Below are 24,336 nucleotides of genomic sequence, written 5' to 3' on the forward strand. Positions count from 1 at the left end.
CCGAGCATCCACCGCTTTTGTGGACCCTCGGGTCAAGCCCGAGGGTGACGCCGCAGACGAGGAAAAGTTTCCTGGCAATCAGGCGGAAACGGCTCCGCCTGACCGGTTGAATGGTCGCGCCCGGGTGGAAAACCACACCGGGCGGCCGCGGCGATTGTCAGCGGCTCAGCCAGACATTGGTCCAGTCACCCTGGGCGCCGAGCGCGTAGGGCTGGAAATTTTCCACCGCCGCACCGTGATAGAGGATCACGTTTTCGGTCGTGTAGGGCGCGACCGGCGAATCCTGCATCACCAGCTCATCGACCTCGCCCCAGAGCTTTGCTGCCTGTTCCGGCGTGGTGGCGTTGATGGCCTGTTTGGCGATCGTGTTGGCTTCCGGGTTGTCGTAGTCGACATAGTTATAGGTCTGGTGCGTGCCGTTATAGGTAAACTGCGGCTGGAACACCGAGCGCGCCGCACCGCCAACCCAGTCCGGCGACCAGCCCACCGGCGCGATATCCCAAAGCCCCGCCTTGGTGTTTTCCTGGTTGGTCATGAACTTCGAATAATAGTCCGACGGCGCCACCGGCGTCAGTTCGATTTCGATACCGGCCTTTTTCAGGCTGGCCTGAATGGTCTGGGCAATCGCCGGCTCGGCGTTCTGGTTGCGGAACGGCATTTTCAGCGTGATGCCGTCCGGATAGCCGGCTTCGGCAAGCAGCGCCTTCGCCTTTTCGGGATCGCCGGCCGAATCTTCGCTCGGGTAAAGATCGAATGCGTGGAAGCCGAGAACGCCGGGGCCGAAAATGCCGTTCTGGGGGGCTGCCACCATCGGCCCGCCCATCTGCTGCACGATGGCGGCCTTGTCGATGGCATACTGCACCGCCTGGCGGATGCGCAGATCGCGCAGCGCACCGTCATTGTTGTCGGTCAGCGTATTGAACCACAGGAACGATGTGCGGCCGACCGACATGGTGGTCAGCTTGTCGTCTCCCGTCGCCGTCAGCATCTGCAGGATCGCCGGCGGAATGATGATGTCGTAGGTCATGTCGGCGTCACCGGCCTGAAGTTGCTGGATGGCCGCATCAGGCTGAATGCCGAAGGTGATGTCGATATCGTCGACATAGCCGCCGCGCAGCGGGTCGGATTCGGTGGTCCAAGCCGGGTTGCGCTTAAGCTTGATCGTGCTGTCGGGCACATAGGTTTCAACGGTATAGGGACCCGAAGCAATGAAATTGTCGCGGTAGTCCGGGCCGTCGGGCATATAGTCGAGCACTTCGACGGGTGCCGGCGCCGAGGTCGGCAGCGACAGCATGTAGACGAAATCGCCCGCTGTTTCGGTGAGATTGATGACGATGGTCTTGTCATCCGGCGTTTCGATGCCGGAAATATCGTTGGTTTCGATATAATCCTTCATTGCCGCGGCGGTCGGTTCAACCGCGGCAAAGCCGTCGCAGAAGCCGCGCATGCCCTCGATCAGATCGACATAATAGGTCAGCGCCGCCGAGCCCAGAAAAGGATTGCACATCCGCTTCATGCCGCGTTCGAAATCGGCGGCCACCATCGGCCGCGGACCGTCCGGAGCATCCCAGGCAACGCCGTCGCGCAAGGTAAACGTGTAGGTCAGCCCGTCATTGGTGGGCTGGGGCACTTCGGTCGCCAGATCGCCCTTCGGCTCCAGCATGGCTTTGTCATCGGTTGATGCCGCGTAGCTGATCAGCTGGCGGCTGACGGCGCGCAGGAAATTGTTCGAGGTGACAAGGGCCGCAGATGTCGGATCGAAATGGTCGATATCGGCGGTTCCGACGATCTTCAGCGTTCCGCCGGTCTGGGGCGATGCCGCAAGTGCGGCCGTGGCCGTGGAGGCGGCGAGCACAGAGACAGCGAGCCTCAGCAGTTTTCTTCCCGTGAATGCAGTCATGGAACTGTTCCCTTCATTATGATGGCATGTTCATGCCGATTGGGTTCCGACCACAATTTTTGCGATTGTCCAAAACTTGTCAATGATAATGTCGACAAACTGGCGACAAAGATGCTAAAGCCGTTTGACCAATGACAGGCCGCAGCCTGCAAGAAAATGAAAACGGGAGACGTTGCCGCGATGATCTCTGATAGCCGTCCTGCGCCAATCAGCAAAGATGAACACGCAGACCGGATTGCGCGCCTGCGCACGGCCATGCAGGCAGCGGGTGCGGATGCCATACTGCTGGGTTCGACCACCAGCCTGAGCTATTTTACCGGTCTCATCTGGCATGCCAGCGAACGTCTGGTCGGCGCCCTGATCACCGCCGACAGTCTGAGCTATATCGCCCCGGCCTTCGAGGTCTCGAAAATCGAAACGCTCGAGCGGATCGACGGCGACATTGCAGCATGGGAAGAGCATGAAAATGCCGCAGCGCTCGTGGCAAGGCTTCTCGGCCGCGAAAAGACACTGGCGCTCGACGATGCACTGCCCTTTTTCGTCTATTCGGCACTGGCCCGACAGATCGCGCCGGAGCGGCTCATCGATGGCGGACCGCTGATCTCGGCGCTCAGGGCGGTAAAATCGCCGGCCGAGATCGCGCTGATGCAATATGCCATGGACGCCACGCTTGAGGTGCACAAACGCGTCCACGCGCTGATCGAACCGGGCATCCGCGCCTCCGACGTGGTGCAGTTCATCGACGAGACACACCGGGCCCTTTGCGGTTCGGGCAGCACATTCGCAATCTGCTCCTTCGGCGCGGCGACATCGCTGCCGCACGGTGTCGATGACGACCAGACCTATGCCGAGGGCGATATCATCCTGGTCGATACCGGCACGATTGTCGGCGGCTATCAGTCGGACATGACACGCACCTATGTGAAAGCGGAGCCCGCAGCCGAATTCGCGCGGATCTGGGCCATCGAGCGGGAAGCCCAACAGGCCGTGTTCGATGCCGCGAAACCGGGCGTTGCGGCGGAAACCCTGGACGATGCCGCCCGCCGCGTGATCGCCGCCCACGGCCTTGGCCCCGACTATCAGCTGCCCGGCCTGCCGCACAGGGCAGGCCACGGGCTCGGCATGGATATCCACGAAACCCCGTTCATCGTGCGCGGCAACACCACGCCGCTTGTCTCCGGCATGTGCTTTTCCAATGAGCCGATGATTGTCGTGCCCGACCGTTTCGGCGTGCGCCTTGAGGATATCATTCACATGGGCGAGAGCGGGCCGGTGTGGTTTACGAAACCCGGCAAAAGCCCGACCGAACCGTTTGCCTGAATGAATTTCCGTTTCCCGGTATATTTTCGCAATATCGCGGATCTCCGGCCGGAAAACAGGACTGCATCTCGGCAGACACGGCTTGATGTCTGCCGGGAGGCAATTACGCTGATCTGAACGTTCGGAAAGCGGCAGCCGGAAAAGCTCCGCGCCGTTTTCTCTCTTCGCTGGTGATGAAGGACAGGAACATCATGCGCAGTACATTCTTTTGCATCGACGGTCACACGGCCGGCAACCCCGTTCGGCTGGTGGCCGGCGGCGCACCGCTTCTGGCCGGCGCATCGATGTCCGAACGCCGTCAGGATTTTCTGAAGCGCTTCGACTGGATCCGCACCGGACTGTGCTTCGAACCGCGCGGCCATGACATGATGTCGGGCGGATTTCTGTATCCGCCGACACGGGATGATACCGACGCGGGCATTCTTTATATCGAGACCAGCGGCTGCCTGCCGATGTGCGGCCACGGCACGATCGGGATTGTGACATTCGCGCTTGAAAACGGGTTGATCCGGCCCAAAACGCCGGGTCATCTGAAGCTCGAAGTTCCCGCCGGGCTGATTGCGATCGACTATCGGCAGGAAGGCAAGCGGGTCACGGCGGTGAAGATCACCAATGTCCCGGCCTATCTGGCGGCAACCGGCATCGAGATCGACGTTCCAGACTTTGGCCCGCTCACGCTCGATGTCGCCTATGGCGGCAATTACTATGCCATTATCGAGCCGCAGGGCGCCTATGAGGGGCTGGACGCTCTGGGCGCCGCGCGGATCATCGATCTTTCCAACACGGTCCGCGCGCTGGTGCGGGAAAAGTTCACGCCCGTTCATCCGCTCGACCCGACCATTGCCGGCGTTTCACACGTGATGTGGACCGACGCCCCGAAGCATGGCGGAGACGGACGCAATGCCGTTTTCTACGGCGACAAGGCGATCGACCGTTCCCCCTGCGGAACCGGCACTTCGGCGCGCATGGCGCATCTTGCGGCGAAAGGCAGGCTGAAGCCGGGCGACAGCTTCGTTCATGAAAGCTATATCGGCACCACTTTCACCGGGCGGGTGGAAGAACCGGCCCGACTGGGCGATCACGATGCCATTATTCCGTCCATCGAAGGATCGGCAATCGCGACGGGTTTCAATACGATCTTCATCGATGATGACGATCCCCTGTGGCAGGGCTTTCAGGTCAGATAAGCGCTTGTCCGACACTACGATTGCATGGAGGCTGCATGAGCGAAGACCTGGCAACGATTTCGATTGACGAGGCGCGGTCGCTGGGACAGCGCCTTCTGCTGGCAGCCGGATATTCCCAACCCCATGCCCGCACCATCACCGACTGGGTCGTAAGGGCGCAGATCGACGAATGCCATTCCCACGGTCTTTATCGGCTGATCAGCTGTTGCGAACTGATCGAGCGCGGCAAGGTCGATCCTGTCGCCACACCGCACGTCGAAGACAGGGCGCCGGCCATTGTCCGGGTCGATGCCTGCAAGGGCATATCGCTTCAGGCTTTCGAGGCCGGACTTCCGGTGCTGGCCGAAAAGGCGCGAAACTGCGGCATCGCGGCGCTTGCGATCAACAATTGCTTTCATTTCTCCGCACTCTGGCCGGAAGCCGAAATGATTGCCGACAAGGGGCTGGTTGCAATCGCGACCACCGTCAGCCACGCCTGGGTTGCGCCGGCCGGCGGCAGCAAGCCGGTCTTCGGCACCAATCCGTTCTCATTCGGCTGGCCGCGACCGGGCAAACATCCTTTCGTGTTCGATTTTGCCACGTCGGCCATTGCCCGCGGCGATATCGAGCTGCATCGCCGCACCGGCACACCGCTGCCGCAGGGCACTGCGATCGATGCCGATGGCGCGCCCACCACCGACGCGGAGGCGGCCGTTGACGGCGCCATGCTGACCTTCGGCGGGCACAAGGGGTCGGCGCTCTCGACCATGATCGAACTTATCGCCGGACCGCTGATCGGGGATATGACCAGTGCGGAATCCATCGCCTTCGATGACGATGCCAAGGTGGTGCCGTTGCACGGAGAGCTGATTATCGCGCTCGACCCGGCCTCGTTTGCGGGCCAGGCGATGGCTGCAGACAATCTGAAACGCGGCGAAGCGCTGTTTGACGCCATAGAAGGGCAGGGGGCCCGACTGCCATCTGCCCGCCGATACATGGCCCGGACCCGCAACCAAAAGTCGGGGACCATGCCGGTAAAGCAGAATGTGCTCGAAGAGCTTAGAACACGCGCCGCCCGGCTTGATACGCGCTGAATTGCAGCCCCGGACAAGTGCGGTGTGGCAGCCGCAGGTCACGTTGTCGCTCGGCTACCGGTTCTGATCACGATGATGACGCAAATGCATCGTCGGTGAATGTCAGCGCGACAACAAGCCCGTGCGGTTCGTTGTCGTGAAACGAAACCGTGCCGCCGTGGTCGCGGACGATGTCATCGACGATCGACAGACCAAGACCGAAGCCGGAGGGTGCGTTTTTTTCGCTGCGTGCATCATCGAGCTTGAAGAAGGGTTCGATGAGGCGGCCGCGCGATGTTTCGGGAACGCCGGGGCCATTGTCGCGGATTTCGATTTTCACGCCGGTTCCGGTGTCCCTCAGGGCGACAACGACGGCGCTGCCGAATTTCAGGCCGTTGTCGCAGAGATTGACGATGGCGCGCTGGAAGGCGTTGGGTTTGACGGTCCAGATCAGACGCGGCGGGCCGTCATAGGTGATGTCGGAGCCGAGATCGGAATAATCGGCGACGATGGTTTCCAGCATGCTGGCGAGATCGGTGCGTTCCGGCTGCTCTGTGTCCCGGTCATTGCGGATATAATCCAGCGTCGCGTTGATAAGCTTGTCGACATTGCCGACATCGGCGACGATCTGGTCGCGCAGCTCCGCGTTTTCGATCCGCTCGCTGCGCAGGCGAATGCGGGTCAGCGGGGTTCTCAGATCATGGCTGACGGCGCGCAGCATGCGGGTCTGGCCCGCCATCATCGCCCGGATGCGGAATTTGAGTTCGTTGAGAACATTCGTCAGATCGGCAATCTCGCGGCTGCTTTGCGCCTTCAGCGGCGCGTCATTGTCGAGAAAGGCCTTTGTCGAGGCCAGTTCGCGCATGAGATTTCTGAGCGGCGCGGTGATGGCCCTGATGCCGAAAACCGAAAACAGCGTCACGAATGTGACGAAGGAAATGAAGTAATAGGTGTAGCGCGACGTAAAGTCGTGAACGACAAAGGTCGAGGCGTCCGGCATGTAGAGAAGTGCGTTCTGTTGCGTGATCGGCACGAAAATCGCCGGGCTGCCATCATGCAGAACGATCTCGGTTCCCGGCGACATATCGTGATATTCGGCGGAAAACAGCAAAGAGAGCATCCGGCTCAAAAAGCCGCCCGTCCGTTCGGCTTCGGCCAAGCTTTCGAAATGGCGCTGATCGGTGAGCGCAATATCCATGCCCGCGCGCCGCGCGCCTGCAAGCAATGCCGCGTGGTCCTCGGGCGGGGTCTGCGCGAAAAGGGCCGCCACCGTTTCGGCGCGCGCCACGGTCACATCATTGTCGTCGGAATATTCCCCGCCTTCGAGATTTTCCAGCAACGAACCCGCCTTGACGACCACGATGATGGCCACCACGATGAGCAGCACCATCTGGGTGCGGATCGTTGTCGGCAGAAACCGTCTCAGCCAGGTCATTCGCGCTCCACCGCCGCCGTGAACACATAGCCGCCGAGACGCACGGTCTGGAGAAGCTGCGGCTCCTTCGGGTCCTTCTCGATCTTCTGGCGCAGCCGGCTGACATGAACGTCGATGCTGCGCTCGATCGGCCCGGCAAGGCCGGAATGGGTGAGCATCAGCAGTTCCTCGCGCGAGATGACGCGGCCGGGGTTCTGGCAAAGGGCGACCAGAATGTCGAACTCGGTCGTCGTCAGCGAGACGCGGGCATGGCTCGGATCATGAAGCTGCCGGCGCATCGGGTCGAGCCGCCAGCCCTCGAACCGGAAGGCGGTTGGTGCATGGTTGGTTTTCACGCCATAGGCCGCGCGCCTCAGCAGGCTGCGAATACGGGCGATCACCTCGCGCGGGCTGAAGGGCTTGGTGATGTAGTCGTCGGCCCCGACCTCGAGCCCGACGATGCGGTCGACCTCCTCGCCAAGCGCTGTCAGCAGGATGATCGGAATGGTATTGCCGGCGCGGATGCCGCGACACAGGCTGATGCCATCCTCGCCCGGCAGCATGACGTCGAGGATGATGAGATCGAAATTCTGGCCCAGCATTGCCCGGCGCATGGCCTGCCCGTCCTGGACATGGGTGGCGTGCATGCCGTTCTGGCGGATGGTGTCCACCAGCAGATCGGCAATCTCGGTATCGTCCTCGACAATCAGAATATGCCCGGATCTGTAGTCATTGGTGTTCAATCTCGTTCTCCGAAGCCGGGTGAGGGGAGGCCGGATGTCTCCGGCACGCCAGTCCCAAGGTTTGTTCGTTTGGGGGCAATTGTCCAGCGGTTGTCATGATTGTGCATTTGGCACCGGTTCGTCCGTGTCTGCGTGCCGGGCGAAAAGCCGCGTCAGCCGGTCGCCGAGGCCGGAGACGATGAGGTGCAGCGCCGGCACCACGGCGAGCGACAGGAAGGTCGAGGCGATCAGCCCGCCGATGACGGTGATGGCCATCGGCGAGCGAAACTCGCCGCCTTCGCCGAAGGCCAGCGCCGAGGGCAGCATGCCCGCGACCATGGCCAGCGTGGTCATGATGATCGGCCGCACCCGTTCCGCGCAGGCCTCCATGGTGGCCTCGAGGCGGGGATGGCCGGCCTTTTCGTGTTCGATGGCGAAATCGACCAGCATGATGGCGTTCTTGGTGACGATGCCCATCAGCATCAGGATGCCGATCACCACCGGCAGCGAGATGGCGCTTCCCGTCAGCATCAGTGCCGCCACCACGCCGCTGACGGAAAGCGGCAGCGAGGCCAGAATGGTGAACGGCGACAGGAAACCGCCGAACAGCAGCACCAGCACCACGAAGACCAGCAGCACGCCGGCGCTCATGGCGACGATGAAGCTGGAAAACACATCGCCCTGCGTATCGGAATCGCCCGTCGTCGAAATCCGCACCGCGGGCGGCAGATCGCGCATGGCGGGAAGGCTCATCAACGCCTCCAGCCCTTCGCCCGATGTCAGCCCTTCGGCCATATCCGCGCCGATATCGATGCGGCGCTCGCGGTCGAGCCGCTCGATGGAGGACAGCGTTTCGCCATAGGTGAACCGGACCACGCCGGACAGCGGAACCTGAATGCCGCCCGCCGCCGGAATGCCCAGCAGGCCGAGGGTCTCGATATCGGTGCGCAGGTTCTCGTCCAGTTGCACGCGGATCGGGATAAGGCGGCCGCCATCGGCGAATTTCGGCAGCTTGCCGTCGCTGTCGCCAACGGTCGAAACGCGGATGGTCTCGGCAATCGCGGCGGCGGAAACGCCAAGCGATTCCGCCTTTTTCGACAGCACATCCATGCGCAGTTCCGGTCGCATGGCGGTGGCTTCCGAGGTCGGGTTGACGAAGGCCGGATCGTTTTCCATCGCCGTCAGGATCGCGTTTGCCGCCGCTTGCGCGGCGTCGCCGTCATTGCTCAGGATGGCGAAGGAAATATCGCGGCCGCCGCGCGCATTGAGGAACTGATAGCGGATATCCGGGATGGCGGCGAGTTCGGCTTTCATGGCCGCCTCGACATCGGATGCGCTCATCGCGCGGCCGGCGGCCGGGCCGAAATCGAGCGTGACGGCGGCAAACCGCACGCCGCGTTCGCCCGAAGCGCTGGCGCCGCCGCGAATGAACACCGTGTCGAGATCGCCGGCGCGGGAAAAACGGCGACTTACATCTTCGGCCACCGCACGGGTTTCTTCGAGCGTCGAGCCTGCCGGCAGCTCGACGGTGAGCGCCAGCCTGCCGGTATCCTCCTCCGGAAGGAAGGCGGTGGGCAGCGAGCCGAGTTGCATCATCGACAGGGCAAACAACCCGACAGCAAGCCCGACCGTCAGCCAGCGGAATTTCAGCGCCAACCGCAGGAGGCGCTGATAGGCGGACACAAACGCGCCCCGCCCGCCTTCAGCCGGTATGGCCCCGGTCAGGAAATAAGCCGAGAGGATCGGCGTAATCAGGCGGGCGACCAGCAGCGAGAAGAACACCGCGATGGCGACCGTCAGGCCGAATTCACGGAAATAAAGGCCGACCTCGCCGCTCATCAGGCCGACCGGCACGAAAACCGCGATGATGGTGGCGGAAATGGCGACGACGGCAAGCCCGATTTCATCGGAAGCATCGAGTGCGGCCCGATAGGGCCTCTTGCCCATGGCGCGGTGGCGCGCGATGTTTTCGATTGCCACGATGGCATCGTCGACAAGGATGCCGGTAACCAGCGTGATCGCCAGAAGCGTGAGGATGTTGAGCGAAAAGCCCAGAAGGCCGATGACGAAAAATGTCGGGACCGCCGAAAGCGGCAGCGCCAGCGCGGCAATGATTGTCGCTCGCCAGTCCCTAAGAAACAGGAAGATGACGGCAACGGCCAGCACCGCGCCTTCCAGTAGCGTGTGCATGGCGGCGACATAATTACCACGGGTATAGCGCACGCCGTCATCCACCAGAATCATGGTGATGCCGGGTGTCGCCGCCACGATCTCATCGATCCTGCGGGCAACGCTGTCGGCAACGCCGGTTTCGCTGGCGCCCATGGTGCGCTCGACGGAAAAGGCAACCACTTCCGCCCCGCCGAGCAGGGCGAAGCTGCGCGGCTCGGCGTATAGATCGCGGATCGCGCCAAGATTGCCGAGCGCGATCTGCCGGCCGCCCGACCGCGCAATGCCGATGGCGGAAAGATCGGCAACGTCGTCCACCCGTGCGCGCGTGCTCAACACCTGTTCGCGCCCGCCGAACGTGCTGCGCCCGCCGGAAACATCGAGCTGCGTGGAGGCAAGACTTTCCGTTACCGCGCTGGCCGAAAGCTCATAGGCGTGAAGCCGGTCCGGGTCGAGCCAAACCCGGATTTCGCGGTCGACGCCGCCGATGCGGCTGATGCCGGCAAGTCCGGGCACGGATTGCAGTTCACGCGCCAGCGTGTCGTCGATGAACCACGAGACCTCGGCCAGCGACATATCCGTGCTCGACACCGCATAGATGGCGACCGGCTGCGCCTCTTCCTCGATGCGCTCGATGATCGGCTCGTCGATATCAACCGTGCCGAGCACGAAATCGACCTCGGTGACGGATTCGCCATTGGTGACGGTCGAGGAAATCTTCTCAACATTGGCAAGCGAGGCCAGCGCGTTTTCGACCGGTTTGGTGACTTCGGTTTCAAGCTCTTCCGGGGCGACGCCCGACTGCCCGACGGTGACGCTGACCACCGGCGTATCGATGGTCGGAAAATAGGTGATCGGCAAGCGCATGAAGCCATAGACGCCGACCACCATCAGGACAATGAACAACAGGATCGAGGCAAGCGGCGAGCGGATCGCCCAGGCGGAAACGTTCATCTTAGCCGGCCCTCGATACGGTCACGGCGGCGGCATTGCCGGTGTCTGTAGACGGCAGGCGATAGTCATCGACCGCCGGCACCACGCGCTCGCCGTCCTTCAGGAAACTGCCAGCCTTCAGCACCACGCGTTCGCCGGGGCGGATGCCGCTCAAAACCTCGATCAGATCGCCCTCAGCCAGCCCGGTCTCAACCGGCCGTTTCGATACAATGCCGTCTTCAACAATGGTGACGATGGTGTCGCCGTTTCCGGCAAAGCGGATCGCGGAGACGGGAAGCAGGATGGAACGGCGCGATAGCACTTCGATCCGCCCGCTGACAAAGGCGCCGACCACAAGACCCACCGGGTCATCAAGCGCGATCCGCACGTCCCCCAGCCGGGTTGCCGCATTGATCTGCGCGGCGCGATGCCGGACATAGCCCTCAAGCGGCGCGTCGTGCCCTTCAAGATGAAAGACCGCCTTCTGACCTTCCCTGATGCGGGCCAGATCGGTCTCGGCCACCGCAACCTCAAGTTCCAGATCGCCGTCTTCGGCCAACACAAAAAGCGGTTCGCCGGAGAGCGCGGCGGCGTGGCCGGTGCGGGCGTTGCGGACAAGCACAAGCCCGGCGGCCGGGGCCCTGACCGTGCTCTTGTCCAACGTACGCTCGATTTCCGCGCGGTTGCGCCCGACAAGCTCCAGCTCGGCCTCGGCCACCTCCAGAGCATTGCGGGCGAGCGCCAGATCGGCGGCGGCGCGGGCATGGTCGTTCTCGCGCTCGCTTAACGCCCGTTCGGAGACCGCGCCGCTTGTGACCAGCGAGCGGTTGCGCGCCAGTTCCCTTGCGGCCTCCGCCTCGCTGACCCTGGCCTTTTCAAGCCGCGCCTTTTCTTGCTCGATCATCGTGCGGGCCCGGCGTTGTTCGACGGTGTTCTTCTCCAGCGCCAGTTCGGCATCGCTCGTGTCGATCCTGGCAAGCGGCGCGCCGACGGCGACATAATCGCCTTCCTCGGCGAGCACCGCGCGGATGATCTCGCCGTCCACCTCGGCATGAACCGGCACGTCTTCCCGTGCGATAACCGCCCCGGTCGCCGCCACCGTGCCGACAACCTCCCCCTCACGCGCGGCAGCCACGGTGACATGCCTGACCTCCTGCGCCGAAGCGAGGGAAACGGAGGCAACCGCGAACAACACCGCCAGCATCGGCAAAAAACGCCGCCTGCCATGCGCTCCGAAAAGGGAAAAATCAGTCGTCTTGTCTGTCATGGCCGATCTCTGTGCAAGAAACCGGAGCCGGCCCATCCGACCCCACCATGACATCTGCCAGAGCAGCCCCTCGGCAGGTGCTACGTTATGTTACGAAATATTGCGAAGCCTGCCGGCGACTGTTCCGGGGTGTCTGTCGGAATTGCGGGAGAAATCAGATATCGGCGTGGCCCCTCAGCGCCTTGGGCGAGACGCCGAAATGTTTCTTGAAGGCGACCGAGAAGTGGGCCGGGGTGAAGCCGATGCGGTAGGCGACGGTGGCGATCTGCATATCGCCCGATGACAGCAGGCGGTAGGCGGCGTCCATGCGAGCCTCGTGCAGGTAGGCGTTCGGGCTCATGCCGAAGATGCGGCTGAAGCCCTCCCTGAGTTTCCGGCTGTTGAGACCGACGGCGAGCGCCAGACCGGCGAGCGCAGGGGGATGGGCAAGATTGCTGTCGAGGAGGTCCTTGGCCGCGCGGATGCGCTCGGCGTCGGCCAGGCTGATTGCCGTGCCGCCGGTCTCGCCGTCGCCGGTGCTTTCAAGCGCGATGCCGGTCAGTTCCAGCGCCTTGCCCGTGAGGAACAGCGAGCGCCCCGCGCCCTTCAGCGGGCAGGCGGCGATCTGGCTGCAGACGCCGCGGATGCTTTCCGGGATACGGCTGATGCGCAAAGCGGGGATATGCGGGTTGTCGCTCAGGAAGGAACCGGCGCGGCGCAGCGCGGCATCGTCTGAAACATGCGCGGCAAAGGTCGGCGTAAGCGACACGGCGGTGTAGCGCAGCGTCTGGCCGCCGGAAAACACATGCTCGCCTTCTTCCGCCCCGCGGTTCCAGACAAGGCAGAGCGCGGGGCCGGCGACGGTGAAGCGGTCATGGCCCGGCAGGCCGCATTCCAGCTTTCCCGTCTCGACCACGATTACCCGCAGGCCATCGAAAAGCGCCTCGTTGCGCCGGAAGGACGAGGCGATCTTCAGCGTTCCGGCGGTCAGCGCGGTCTGCCCGTCATAAAGCGCGTCAACCCGGCGGTCTTCCTGCTCTATCGCCGCAGCGCCATTCTCCATCATCGTCCCGTTTCCCGCATGCGAACGAAGCCCCGCACACAATCGAAAGAAAGAGTCCGTCCATCGAAAGGACAGCAAATTGCCATCAGCTGGACCGCCGTGGCAACAAAACATGAATTTTTCAGTAAAGTTATAGGGGGTCTCGGTGAGAGATTGCAAGCGCAACGTCAGTGCCCGGTTCGGTGTCCGTCTGCTGGTTTCAACGGTCAGTCTAATTGCCATGTCCGCCGGCGGTCAGGCCCTGGCCCAACAGGCAACGCAGGAAAAGGACACAACGGTTCTTGATCCGGTCACGGTAACGACCACGGGCGGCGCCGAGGGTTACGTCGCCTATGACACGACCACCGGCAGCAAGACCGGCACGCCGATTGCCGAAACGCCGCAGTCGGTCAACGCCGTCACCGCGGAAGAGATGAAGGACCGCGCCGTTTCCACGACGACGGAGGCGATTGAATATTCGCCCGGCGTCTTCGCCTCCACCAGCGCCATTTCCCAGCGCTTCGACTATTTCAGCATTCGCGGTTTCGACGCCACCAATTCCGGCATCATGCTGGACGGGCTGAATTCGACGACGGTGCAGTCCTATGTCCGCTACCAGCCTTACGGCATGGAGGAAATCGACGTTCTGAGCGGCCCGTCCTCGGTGCTCTACGGCGCCGGTTCGCTCGGCGGCGTCGTCAACGCCATCAGCAAGAAGCCGCTGGATGAGCCCTATCACGAGATCGGCATTCAGGCCGGCAGCCATGACCGGCTCGAGGCGCGGTTCGACTTTTCCGGCCCGATGAACGAGGACGGCACCCTGCTTTATCGCCTCGTCGGCCTCGGCCGGCTGGCCGATACCCAGTTCGACTACGTGCCCGATGATACCGGCTATTTCGCCCCGTCATTCACGTGGCAGCCGAACGCGGATACCAGCCTGACCGTACTCGGCTCCTACAGCCGCGACGAGTTCGGTCCGCCCCGGCCTTTCCTGCCAATTCAGGGCACTCTCCTGCCCAATCCCAACGGGCCGATCCCGTGGAACACCTATCTCGACGGTTCCGATCTCGACAATCACAACGAGCAGTTCAATCTCGGCTATGATTTCGACCATGCCTTCAACGATGTCTGGTCGTTCCACTCCGCCGGGCGCTACACCCGCAACGATCTGTTCACCCAGACGCTTTCGGGCATGGGTCTCGAGTCCGACATGCGCACGCTGAACCGGACTGCCTATGAATTCTCGATCGTCGGCGACATCTTCGCGCTGGATAACAATGCCAAGGCCGAATGGCAGGCAGGCCCGTGGGAAGGCACCAATGTCTTCGGCGTTGCCTATCGCAACACGGCGGAAGACTACTGGCTGAATTACGGCCCGGCAGACCCGGTCGATATCTACAACCCGACCTATAACGGCCAGTTTTCGGCCCCCACGCCGGTTACCAGCACCGATCAGACCAGCGACGGGCTCGGCCTCTATTCGGCCAACACCTTCATCTATGACGACATGTTCGCCATCGATCTCGCCGGGCGGCAGGACTGGAACTGGGTGAAGACCGATAACCGGCTGAACGGCACCAGTTCGAAACAGGATGACGACGCCTTCACCTATCGCGCCGGGCTGACCTATCTGTCGGACTGGAACGTCAATCCCTATGTCAGCTACGCCACCTCGTTCGATCCGCAGCTTGGCACCGATTTTTACGGCAACACCTTCAAGCCGACCACCGGCAAGCAGATCGAGGTCGGCGCCAAATACGAGCCGGATGCCTTCGAGGGCCTGTTCACCGTCGCCTATTACCACCTCGTTCAGGAGAATGTGAAAACCCCCGACCCGGACAACGACCTCAACACCATCCAGACCGGCGAAGTCACCGCCAACGGCATCGAGCTTTCGGCCAGCGCCAATGTGACGCCGAATTTCGAGTTTCTGGCAAGCTACAGCTACAATCATCAGGAAATCACCAGCACCACCAATCCGCTTGCAGCCGGCAAGCGCCCGACCGGCGTGCCGGAGCACATGGCTTCGCTGTGGATGAACTACACCTTCGATTACGGCGCGCTCAACGGGCTGTCGCTGGGTGCGGGCGTGCGTTATGTCGGCGAGACCTATGCCGACACGGCCAACACCATCACCGTGCCGGATTTCGCCCTTGTCGATGCCGCGCTTTCCTATGATTTCGGCGCGCGCAATCCTGATCTCGAAGGGCTGAATCTCGCGGTCAACGCCTCCAACCTTTTCGACAAGCACTATTACAGCGGTTGCTCGGCACGCTCGTGCAGCCAGGGCTTCGACCGCATGGTCAAGGCCACGCTCACCTATAACTGGTAAGGCCGGGAGACGATCATCATGACGCATATATTCGCAAAAAACGGCTCCCTTTCCGGCCGGAAGACAAAAGCCACGCTGTTTGCGGCGGGCCTGTTCCTCGCAGCGCTTGCGGGCGACCTCTCCGGCGCACGCGCCGACGAGATCACCGTCACCGACGTTACCGGACATACGGTGACGCTCGACGCACCGGCCGAACGGATCATTCTGCCGGAAGGTCGCCATATCCTGACGCTGGCGCTGCTCGACCCGGACCCGGCCGCGTTTCTGGTCGGCTGGGGCAATGACCTGAAGCTGTTTTCGCCCGAGACCTTCGACGCGGTTCATGCCGCCTTTCCCGAAATCGACGATATTCCCGACATGGGCAATCCCATGCAGAATTCGCTTTCGATCGAAAGCATGATGGCGGCAAAGCCGGATCTGGTGATCTTCACCCTTTACGGCCGCGTGCCGGCGGAGACGACCGACAAGCTGGAAGCCGCCAGCATTCCTTACATGTTTGTCGATTTCTTCCAGAAGCCGCTTGAAAACACGGTGCCAAGCATGCGCCAGCTCGGGCAATTGCTGGGCCGGGAAGAACAGGCGGAGGCGTTCATCAGCTTTTACGAAAGCCATATGGACGAGATCGCCGGCCGTCTTGGCGACGAGGTGACGCCGACAAGCGTGTTCTTCCATCTCAACCCCGATGGACAAAATTGCTGCTATTCCTCCGGTCCGGGCAATATGAGCGATTTCATCGCCGCAGCCGGGGGCCGCAATATCGGCGAGGACCGCATTCCCGGTCCTATCGGTCAGTTGAGCCTGGAATATATTCTGGCGGAAGACCCGGATTTCTATCTTGCCGGCGGCGGTTCCACGGTCAGCCCGGACGGGCTGAAGGTCGGCACGCATATCACGCGGGAAACAGCGGCCGAAACGCTGGCAAAGGTCACCGCCGCGCCGGGCATTTCGGAGCTAACGGCGGTGAAGGATGATGATGCGGCGGGCATCTGGCTGTTCTTCTTCGACAATCCGCTGTTCTTCCTCGGCGTGGAGGAAATGGCGACGCTGTTTCACCCCGACCTGTTTGCCGATGTCGATCCCGATGAAACGCTGGCCGAACTCAATGAACGCTTCCTGCCGTTTGACCTTGAGGGCACGTTCTGGATCAAGGCGGGAGCGCAATCCAATTGACCACCACCGCGCCCGCCATGCCGGATAGTACGACCGACCTGCGCCGCCGTGCCCTTGAGGGGCATGGCGGTGTCATCCGCAGGCGCGTGCTGACGCTTGTGGCGCTGGCCGTGCTTCTGGCCGCAAGTTTCGTTTTCGACCTGATGACCGGCCCCGCGCGGCTTGCGCTCCCGGAAATCGTCAATGCGCTTTTCGGCGGCAGCGACAGCACGGCCAGCGCCATCATCTGGCAGGTGCGGTTGCCGACAGCCTGTCTTGCGGTGCTGATCGGCGGCTGTCTCGGACTTGCGGGCGCGGAGATGCAAACCATGCTCGCCAATCCGCTGGCAAGCCCCTTTACGCTGGGCATTTCGTCGGCCGCCGCGTTCGGCGCGGCGCTCGCCATCGTGCTCGGTGTGTCGCTGCCGTTTATTCCGGCGGGCTTTGCGGTTCCGGCCAATGCCTTCGTGTTTTCGCTGCTGACCATTCTGCTGATCCAGTTGATCGCCAACCGGCAGAGCGGCGGCGCGCCGCTGGTGCTGTTCGGCATTGCCATGGTGTTCGCCTTCAACGCGCTGGTCTCGGCCCTGCAATTCGTCGCCACGGCGGATTCGCTGCAACAACTGGTGTTCTGGACCATGGGTTCGCTGACCCGCGCCGACGGGTTTTCCGTCAGCGTTCTGGCCGTGGCCCTCATCGCCATCCTGCCGTTCTCGATGCGGGCATCGCGAGCGCTGACGCTTCTGGAACTGGGCGAGGAACGCGCCGAAAGCCTCGGCATCTCTATCCGGGGCCTGCGCTTCGGCTGTCTGTTGCGGGCAAGCCTTCTGGCCGCCTTTGCCGTCTCCTTTGCCGGAACCATCGGCTTTGTCGGCCTTGCGGGCCCGCATGTCTCGCGCATGCTGATCGGCGGCGATCACCGGTTTCACCTGCCGGCATCGGTGCTGTGCGGGGCGATCATCATGTCGCTTTCAAGCATCGCCTCGAAGACCATCCTGCCCGGCGTGCTGCTGCCCATCGGCATCGTCACCACGCTTGTCGGCCTGCCTTTCTTCGTCATTCTCCTGATGCGGGCACGGTGAACCATGGCAGACAGGCATCTTCATATCCGCGACCTCTCCGTCTCCTATCCCCGCGCGACCCGCCCGACGCTTGATGGCATCACGCTGGAGCGCATCGCGCCGGGGCGGATGACCGTTTTCGCCGGGCCGAACGGTGCTGGAAAATCGACGCTTCTGAAGGCGATTGCCGGAACTGTCCGTTATTCCGGCGTCATCCGGCTGGGCGATACCGATCTCGCCAGCCTGCCCCCGCGCGAAAAAAGCGGGCTGATCGGCTTCATGCCGCAATCGGGCTCGGCGCGGGCGCGGCTGACGGTTCTGGAAGCCGTGCTGGCGGCAACCGACATCACATCCGGCCTGCGCGCCTCGCGCCAAAGCATGGATGCCGCCTGCGATGCGCTGGAACGGCTCGGCATTCTGCAACTGGCGCAAACGCCGCTTGCAAGCCTTTCCGGCGGCCAGCGCCAGCTTGCCGTGCTGGCGCAATCGCTGGCGCGGCGCCCTCCCGTTCTACTGCTGGATGAGCCGACCAGCGCGCTCGACCTGCGCCACCAGTTCGAGGTGATGGCGGTGCTGCAATCGCTCGCCGATGAGGGCACCACCATCATTCTGGTGCTGCACGATCTGGCGCTGGCGGCCAGATGGGCCGGTCATTTCGTGTTTCTCGCCGATGGCCGGATCGCCGCGGCGGGTGCTGCCGTCGAAACGCTGACGCCCGCACTGCTGCATAAGGTTTACGGCATCAGAGCGGAGGTTGCGACACGGCCCGACGGGGCGATGACCATTCATGTCCTCGCACCGGGATAGCGTGCGGTCACAGGGTTCGGAAAGGTCAGCCCTTTCCGGAGAACCGGAGCGGCAAGCCAGCAAAGTGCAAGCCAGCCGCTCCGGTTTCCAACCGGCCCGTATGGCCACGACTTTAGGAAAATAAACCCAAAACTTTCAGGTTTTCGCGATGACACAGCATTCGGATGACGCCGGACAAAAGAGCAGCGGGCCGGATTATTTCGCCAGTCTCCGGCTGATCTGGCCGCACATGGCGGGCGAAAAATCGCAGCTTGCGCGCGCCATCGGCTGGGCGACGCTTTCCGTCGCGCTCGAACTCGTGCCGGTCTATGCCATCTACCGGGTTCTGCAATCCGCCCTTGCCGGCACGCTGACGGGTCCCGTCGCGGGCCTTTATGCCGCCATCGCGCTTGTCGCCGTCATCGGAACCTGGCTGGCGCTGGCCGCCGCCATGAGCGGGGCGCACAAGGTCGCCTTTGCCGCCATCTACCGGCTGCGGCTTGCCATTGCCCGCCACCTTGCCCGCCTGCCGCTCGGCTATTTCGCCGACAGGCGCAGCGGCGAGGCCAAGAAGCTGATGATCGACGACCCGGAAAAGCTGGAACTCGTCGTCGCCCACGGCATTCCCGAGGGCATCAGCGCATTCGGCACCTGGCTTGCCGTTTCCGTGTTTCTGTTCGCCATCGACTGGCGGCTGGCGCTGGCGACCGTGTTCATCACCCCGGTTTCCTTCGTGCTTCTGGTGCTGGCGATGAAGCGCGGCGGCCGTCATGTCGATGCCTATCAGGCGGCGGGCGGGCGGATGAACGCGGCCATTGTCGAATTTCTGGCCGGCATGCCGGTGGTGAAGATCTTCAACCGGCCAGGCGAAGGCTTTCGCGAGGCAAGCGAGGCCGTCAGCGCCTATGCGGCGGTCGAAACCCGCTGGGCGCGCGCCTATCTGCCGCTCGGCGGCACGTTTTTCAGTCTCATCCTCTCCAATATCGTCTTCATCGTGCCGGTCGCCGCCTATCTGGCCAGCCAGGGCGAAACCGATATCGTCACCATATTGCTGTTCGTCATCCTCGGCGCCAATTACAGCCGGCCGCTGATGAAACTGTTCAACCTGTTTCACGAGCTTGCCCATATCAGCGTCGGTTCGCAGCTGATTGCGAGCGTGCTGGCCGAAGCGCCGCAGCATGACACCGGGCGGCGCGTCACGCTTTCCGGCCATGATGTCGTCTTCGAAAATGTCAGCTTCGGCTATGGCAGCGGCGATGTGGTCACCGATGTTTCCTTTGCCGCAAAGAGCGGCACGGTGACGGCGCTGGTCGGCCCTTCCGGCTCCGGCAAGAGCACGCTTGCAAGCCTCATTCCGCGCTTCTTCGATGCGCGCGCCGGGCGCATAACCATCGGCGGCGTCGATATCCGCGATATGGCGCAGGAACAGCTGATGGACACCGTCGCCTTCGTGTTTCAGCAGACGTTTCTTTTCACGGGCACGATTGCCGACAATATCCGCTTCGGCAATCCCGATGCCTCCGAAGAAGCGGTGGAAGCCGCCGCCATTGCCGCCCGCGCGCATGATTTCATCGCGGCGCTGCCGGATGGCTACGACACAAAAATCGGCGACCGGGGCGCTGTGCTTTCCGGCGGCGAGCGCCAGCGCATCGCCATTGCCCGCGCCATCCTGAAGGATGCGCCGGTGATCGTGCTTGACGAGGCCACCGCCTTTGCCGATCCCGACAATGAAGCCGCCATCCAGCAGGCCATCGAAGCGCTGGCGAAAGGCCGCACGCTGATTGTCGTTGCCCACCGGCTGCACACCATCCGCGATGCCGAAACCATCATCGCCATCGAAAACGGAAAGGTCGCCGAGAGCGGACGCCATGACGATCTGCTTGCCCATGACGGCCTTTATGCCCGGCTGTGGCGCGATTTCATCGCCGCGCGCGAAACCGGCCTGCGCCAAACACGAACCGCAGAAAAGGAGGCCTGAAATGCGTGCCGAGACCACCGAAATCCGCTCCGATCTGCAAAGCCTGAAACGGCTCTGGGCGCTGGCGGGGCCGCTGCGCAGCCGCGTTGCGGCGGGCATCGTCTTCCGGTTCCTGCAATCCTTCTCGCTCGGCATCGGCTTTGCCGCCGCCATCCGGCTTGTCAGCGCCATGACGGAGCCGGGTTTTACGCCGTCACAAGCATGGGTGTGGCAGATTACAGGTCTTGCGGCGCTTTCGCTCGCGGGACAGGTCGTCTTCAGTTATCTGTCGTCGGCCAATAGCTGGCTTTCAAGTTTTGCGCTCGGCGGCGAACTCCGGCTCGCCATGCTGGAACGGCTGCAGCAATTGCCGCTTGGCTTTCACTTTTCCCGCAATCGCGGCGACACGGTCACCATGCTGACCTCCGACATGCAGATGGTCGAAAGCTTCATGTCGGACGGTCTGCCGCGCGTGGCCGAAGCCTTCGGCCTGCCGGTCGCAGTGCTTGCCTTCATGGCGTTTCAGGACGGGCCGGTGACGCTTGCCGCCCTCGTTTCCATTGTCCTGTCGATGCCGCTTTATTTCGCCATCAGCCGCTATCTGGCGAAAACCGGGCTTAAACGGCAGGACATGCAGGCCGAGGCTGCCGCCCGGATGATCGAATATGTGCAGGGCATGCCCGTGATCCGCGCCTTCAACCGCGTAAGCCGCGGAACCGAGGATTTCCGCGCCTCTCTGGAAGATTTCCGTGACCTGTCGCTGAAAATGGTGGCGCAGCTTACCCTGCCGCTGGCGCTGTTCGGCATGGTGCTGACGCTCGGCGTGCCGCTGGTCATTTTCGCAGCCGGTTTACGCTTTGCCACCGGCGCAATCGGCATCGAGACGATCATCGTTGCGCTGATGCTGGTCTATGCCATCTACAGCCCGCTTCTGGGGCTGACCGCCCTGATGGAACTCACCCGCCAGGCCGATGCCTCGCTGACCCGCATGGACCGGGTGCTGACGGCAGAACCGCTGCCTGAAACCGCGCTGCCCAGACAGCCGGACGGTTTCGCCATTGCCTTCGAGGATGTCGGCTTCGGCTATGGCAAGGGGCCGGTACTGAAGGATATCGGCTTTTCCGTTCCCGAACGTTCGATGACGGCCATTGTCGGCCCCTCGGGTGCGGGCAAGAGTACAATCCTGAACCTGCTGCCACGCTTCTGGGATGTCAACGAAGGCGCGATCATCATCGGCGGCGTCGATATCCGCGACATGGCACCGAAACGGCTGTCGGAGCTGATCACCGTGGTCTTTCAGGACGTCTACCTGTTTTCCGGGACGATCTTCGACAATATCGCCTTCGGCCGCCCCGACGCCGTGCCCGCCGATATCGAGGCCGCTGCCAAAACCGCGCAGGCCCACGATTTCATCATGGCGCTTCCCGATGGCTACGACACCCGCGTCGGCGAGTGCGGGGCCTCGCTTTCCGGCGGTGAGCGCCAGCGCATCTCGATCGCCCGCGCCATGCTGAAGGATGCCCCGATCGTGCTGCTCGACGAGGCGACGGCGGCCATCGACCCGACCAATGAACGCGCCCTGCAAAAGGCGCTTGCCGCACTGGTGAAAGGCAAGACCCTGATCGTCGTCGCCCACAAGCTCTCCACCGTGCGCGAGGCCGACCAGATCCTCGTCCTCGACAATGGCCGGATCGTCGAGCGCGGCGACCATGACGATCTCATCGAAAACAACGGGCTTTACCGACGGCTGTGGCTTTCCTGGACAAAGGCCGCGCATTGGCGGATTGGCGGACATCAGACCATGCCTGACGATCCAGAGGCGAAAAACACGCTTTGAAGGTCGATGGATAAGAGGTTATTTTCCTGTGAAATCAATAATTTACTTCCTGTCATAGCGCGGCGCACATCGCTGACCGCTACAGCGCAAACCTTCCGTTTTGCTATTGACATCGCGGCGGTGATGATATTGGTCAAACCCGTTCAGGTGCCGGAGGAAGCTTCGGTTAAAAGGGAATCCGGTTCATGGCCTCGCCAAATCCGGAACTGCCCCCGCAACTGTAGGCGGAGAGTTTACCCGGAATACCACTGGTGCAGAGACGTGCATCGGGAAGGCCGGGATAAATGATGACCCGCAAGTCAGGAAACCTGCCTGAAGATATTCACCTGTTCTGACCGCGGGCGGCGTGTCGGGAGCGGTTTTCCGTGAAGGTGTTTTCGTCGCACCGCGCTTGAACGGCGCGGTGTCTGTCTGCATCTGTCCGGAGGCTTGTCGCATCCGGAGGGAAGGTGATTTGCCATGACGGATCTGCAAAGGCCCGAACTGACACCCCCCGGCGGAAACAGGAAAGTTCTGCTGCATTCCTGCTGCGCCCCCTGTTCGGGCGAGGTCATGGAGGCCATGCTTGCCTCCGGCATCGACTACACGATCTTCTTCTACAATCCCAACATCCACCCGCAGAAGGAATATCTGCTGCGCAAGGACGAGAATGTCCGTTTCGCCGAAAAGCACGGCGTCGCGTTCATCGACGTCGATTATGACAAGGACAACTGGTTTGCGCGCGCCAAGGGCATGGAATGGGAGCCCGAACGAGGCATCCGCTGCACCATGTGCTTCGACATGCGTTTCGAACGCACCGCGCTTTACGCCCATGAAAACGGCTTTCCGGTGATGACGTCGTCGCTCGGCATATCGCGCTGGAAGAACATGGCGCAGATCAATGATTGTGGCCATCGCGCCGCCGCGCCCTATGCGGGGCTGAGCTACTGGGATTTCAACTGGCGCAAGGGCGGCGGCGCCAACCGCATGATCGAGATCAGCAAGCGCGAGGCATTCTACCAGCAGGAATATTGCGGCTGCGTCTATTCGCTGCGCGACACCAATATGCACCGCCGCAAGCAGGGGCGTGAGCCCATCGAACTGGGCAAGCTCTATTACAGCGAATAACCCCGCTGCGCCCGCAAAAATCGCTTCATTGTCAAACGAAAGGACCCAATATGTGCCAGATATGCCAGAATGTGATGTTTTCCGGCGGCATCCCCGGTGAAGGCGTCGAGGACGTCTTCGAATCGCTGGCCAGAACGGTTGGCGCCCGCGCCGCCTTCTGGCCGGATGGCGAGACCAACCCGGAACGGCGCGGCTGGATCGGCGCGGTTAACAACATGGTGCTGGCGACGGCGCCCTGCTTCGAGGAAATCCCTTCGCCGCTGACGCTGCCCAAAGACCACCCCTACCACATGTTCAAGACGCTGAAGATCAAGGATGGCGCGACTGTCGACCTGCGCGGTCAGTTGCCCTACGCCAAGGATGCGATTGCCTCCTACAGGATCTTCAAGCAGATGCAGTCTGAAGGCCGCATTCCCGAGGAAGTCCGTTTCCAGTGCTCGGTCCCGGGCGCCCATGACGTGATCTCGATCACCTTCCCCGATGTTTCGACCTGGCCCGTGCTGTTCAAAGCCTGGCAGGAAGCGCTACAGGAAGAATACCGCCGGATTCTCGAAGTCATCCCGGCAGAAGAGCTGTGCATCCAGGTCGACTACTGCACCGAGATGATCCACATCGGCGGCACCTGGGCACAGAAGTTCGACTGGATTCCCGAAGAACCGAAGGACACGCTGTTCGCCCGTTACACATCGCCCGAATACATCAACGGTCATATCGAGGGCCTGCCGGAGGCCGTCACCATCGGCTTTCACGTCTGCTGCGGCACCTCGCCGTCCTATCCGGTGCAGCCGCTCGATGACATCGGCCTGCCGGTCGACCTGTCGAATGCCATCCAGAAGGCCGCCGGTGGCCGTATCTGCTATTTCCACCTGCCGGCCATGGCGGACTCGGGCGAAGCCTATTTCGCGCCGCTTTCACGGCTGGAAACAGGCGATGCAACGATCTATCTCGGCCTTGAATGCAATGACGGCCTCGAGGGCATGGAACGGCGCATGAACGCCGCGCACAAATTCCTGCCGAAATTCGGCGTTGCCCATTATTGCGGGTATTTCTGGAACAAGGCGATCATGCCGGACCTGCTGAAAACCCTTGCCGAAGGCGCTGACAAGCAAGCGGCTGCCTGAG

Annotated in this window: 17 protein-coding genes and 1 riboswitch; of the genes, 11 read left to right on the forward strand and 6 right to left on the reverse strand. The window is 62.4% G+C overall.

Going from position 1 to position 24,336, the window contains the following annotated elements; genetic code table 11:
• Positions 1–157: 157 nt before the first annotated feature.
• On the reverse strand, positions 158–1,900 hold the full coding sequence (locus tag ABID12_RS13445; protein WP_354434633.1) for an ABC transporter substrate-binding protein: 1,743 nt from the start codon (positions 1,898–1,900) through the stop codon (positions 158–160).
• A gap of 180 nt (positions 1,901–2,080) precedes the next feature.
• Here ABID12_RS13445 and ABID12_RS13450 point away from each other — a divergent pair, with 180 nt between their 5' ends.
• The 3 genes from ABID12_RS13450 (at position 2,081) to ABID12_RS13460 (ending at position 5,480) form a co-directional block, all read left to right on the forward strand.
• Entirely contained in the window at positions 2,081–3,220 is a 1,140-nt protein-coding gene (locus ABID12_RS13450; protein WP_354434634.1) for a M24 family metallopeptidase, read from the forward strand.
• 188 nt (positions 3,221–3,408) lie between these two features.
• Positions 3,409–4,407, forward strand: coding sequence for a 4-hydroxyproline epimerase (locus ABID12_RS13455; protein ID WP_354434720.1), 999 nt, complete (start codon positions 3,409–3,411; stop codon positions 4,405–4,407).
• Between the two features lie 35 nt (positions 4,408–4,442).
• The gene (locus ABID12_RS13460) at positions 4,443–5,480 is read left to right on the forward strand and encodes an Ldh family oxidoreductase (RefSeq protein WP_354434635.1); all 1,038 of its coding nucleotides are present in this window, start codon (positions 4,443–4,445) and stop codon (positions 5,478–5,480) included.
• Between the two features lie 67 nt (positions 5,481–5,547).
• Here the strand turns inward: ABID12_RS13460 and ABID12_RS13465 are convergent, their stop codons facing one another.
• The 5 genes from ABID12_RS13465 to ABID12_RS13485 form a co-directional block, all read right to left on the reverse strand.
• Positions 5,548–6,894: a sensor histidine kinase gene (locus tag ABID12_RS13465; RefSeq protein ID WP_354434636.1), complete on the reverse strand. Its 1,347-nt coding sequence runs from the start codon at positions 6,892–6,894 to the stop codon at positions 5,548–5,550.
• Positions 6,891–7,616: a response regulator gene (locus ABID12_RS13470; protein ID WP_354434637.1), complete on the reverse strand. Its 726-nt coding sequence runs from the start codon at positions 7,614–7,616 to the stop codon at positions 6,891–6,893. Before ABID12_RS13470 ends, ABID12_RS13465 begins: the two co-directional genes overlap by 4 nt.
• 93 nt (positions 7,617–7,709) lie before the next feature.
• Positions 7,710–10,718, reverse strand: a complete 3,009-nt coding sequence (locus tag ABID12_RS13475) for an efflux RND transporter permease subunit (protein WP_354434638.1) — start codon at positions 10,716–10,718, stop codon at positions 7,710–7,712.
• A gap of 1 nt (position 10,719) precedes the next feature.
• Complete coding sequence (locus ABID12_RS13480) at positions 10,720–11,964, reverse strand: efflux RND transporter periplasmic adaptor subunit (protein WP_354434639.1); 1,245 nt, start codon at positions 11,962–11,964, stop codon at positions 10,720–10,722.
• A gap of 154 nt (positions 11,965–12,118) precedes the next feature.
• Positions 12,119–13,009: a helix-turn-helix transcriptional regulator gene (locus ABID12_RS13485; protein WP_354434640.1), complete on the reverse strand. Its 891-nt coding sequence runs from the start codon at positions 13,007–13,009 to the stop codon at positions 12,119–12,121.
• Between the two features lie 142 nt (positions 13,010–13,151).
• On the opposite strand from ABID12_RS13485, the gene ABID12_RS13490 reads away from it, so the two are divergent.
• The 8 genes from ABID12_RS13490 to ABID12_RS13525 all read left to right on the forward strand — a co-directional run bounded on the left by ABID12_RS13490 (position 13,152) and on the right by ABID12_RS13525 (position 24,335).
• Complete coding sequence (locus tag ABID12_RS13490) at positions 13,152–15,317, forward strand: TonB-dependent siderophore receptor (RefSeq protein WP_354434641.1); 2,166 nt, start codon at positions 13,152–13,154, stop codon at positions 15,315–15,317.
• 18 nt (positions 15,318–15,335) lie between these two features.
• Positions 15,336–16,487 carry an ABC transporter substrate-binding protein gene (locus ABID12_RS13495; RefSeq protein ID WP_354434642.1) on the forward strand — a complete coding sequence of 384 codons (1,152 nt, stop codon included), beginning with the start codon at positions 15,336–15,338 and terminating at the stop codon, positions 16,485–16,487.
• Entirely contained in the window at positions 16,484–17,548 is a 1,065-nt protein-coding gene (locus ABID12_RS13500) for a FecCD family ABC transporter permease (protein ID WP_354434643.1), read from the forward strand. Before ABID12_RS13495 ends, ABID12_RS13500 begins: the two co-directional genes overlap by 4 nt.
• Before the next feature lie 3 nt (positions 17,549–17,551).
• Positions 17,552–18,334 (forward strand): ABC transporter ATP-binding protein, encoded by a 783-nt coding sequence (locus tag ABID12_RS13505; RefSeq protein ID WP_354434644.1) that lies wholly within the window; start codon positions 17,552–17,554, stop codon positions 18,332–18,334.
• A gap of 148 nt (positions 18,335–18,482) precedes the next feature.
• Positions 18,483–20,291 (forward strand): ABC transporter ATP-binding protein, encoded by a 1,809-nt coding sequence (locus ABID12_RS13510; RefSeq protein ID WP_354434645.1) that lies wholly within the window; start codon positions 18,483–18,485, stop codon positions 20,289–20,291.
• A 1-nt stretch (position 20,292) separates the two neighbouring features.
• A complete protein-coding gene (locus ABID12_RS13515; RefSeq protein ID WP_354434646.1) occupies positions 20,293–22,107 on the forward strand; it encodes an ABC transporter ATP-binding protein in 1,815 nt (604 codons plus the stop codon).
• Between the two features lie 128 nt (positions 22,108–22,235).
• Positions 22,236–22,437, forward strand: a riboswitch (cobalamin riboswitch).
• Between the two features lie 129 nt (positions 22,438–22,566).
• Positions 22,567–23,214: an epoxyqueuosine reductase QueH gene (locus ABID12_RS13520; protein ID WP_354434647.1), complete on the forward strand. Its 648-nt coding sequence runs from the start codon at positions 22,567–22,569 to the stop codon at positions 23,212–23,214.
• A 50-nt stretch (positions 23,215–23,264) separates the two neighbouring features.
• Positions 23,265–24,335: a hypothetical protein gene (locus tag ABID12_RS13525; RefSeq protein ID WP_354434648.1), complete on the forward strand. Its 1,071-nt coding sequence runs from the start codon at positions 23,265–23,267 to the stop codon at positions 24,333–24,335.
• The last annotated feature ends 1 nt before the right edge of the window (position 24,336 follow it).

Origin of the sequence: Martelella mangrovi, from assembly GCF_040545495.1 — a bacterium.
In the GTDB taxonomy this organism is placed as follows: Bacteria; Pseudomonadota; Alphaproteobacteria; order Rhizobiales; family Rhizobiaceae; genus Martelella; species Martelella mangrovi.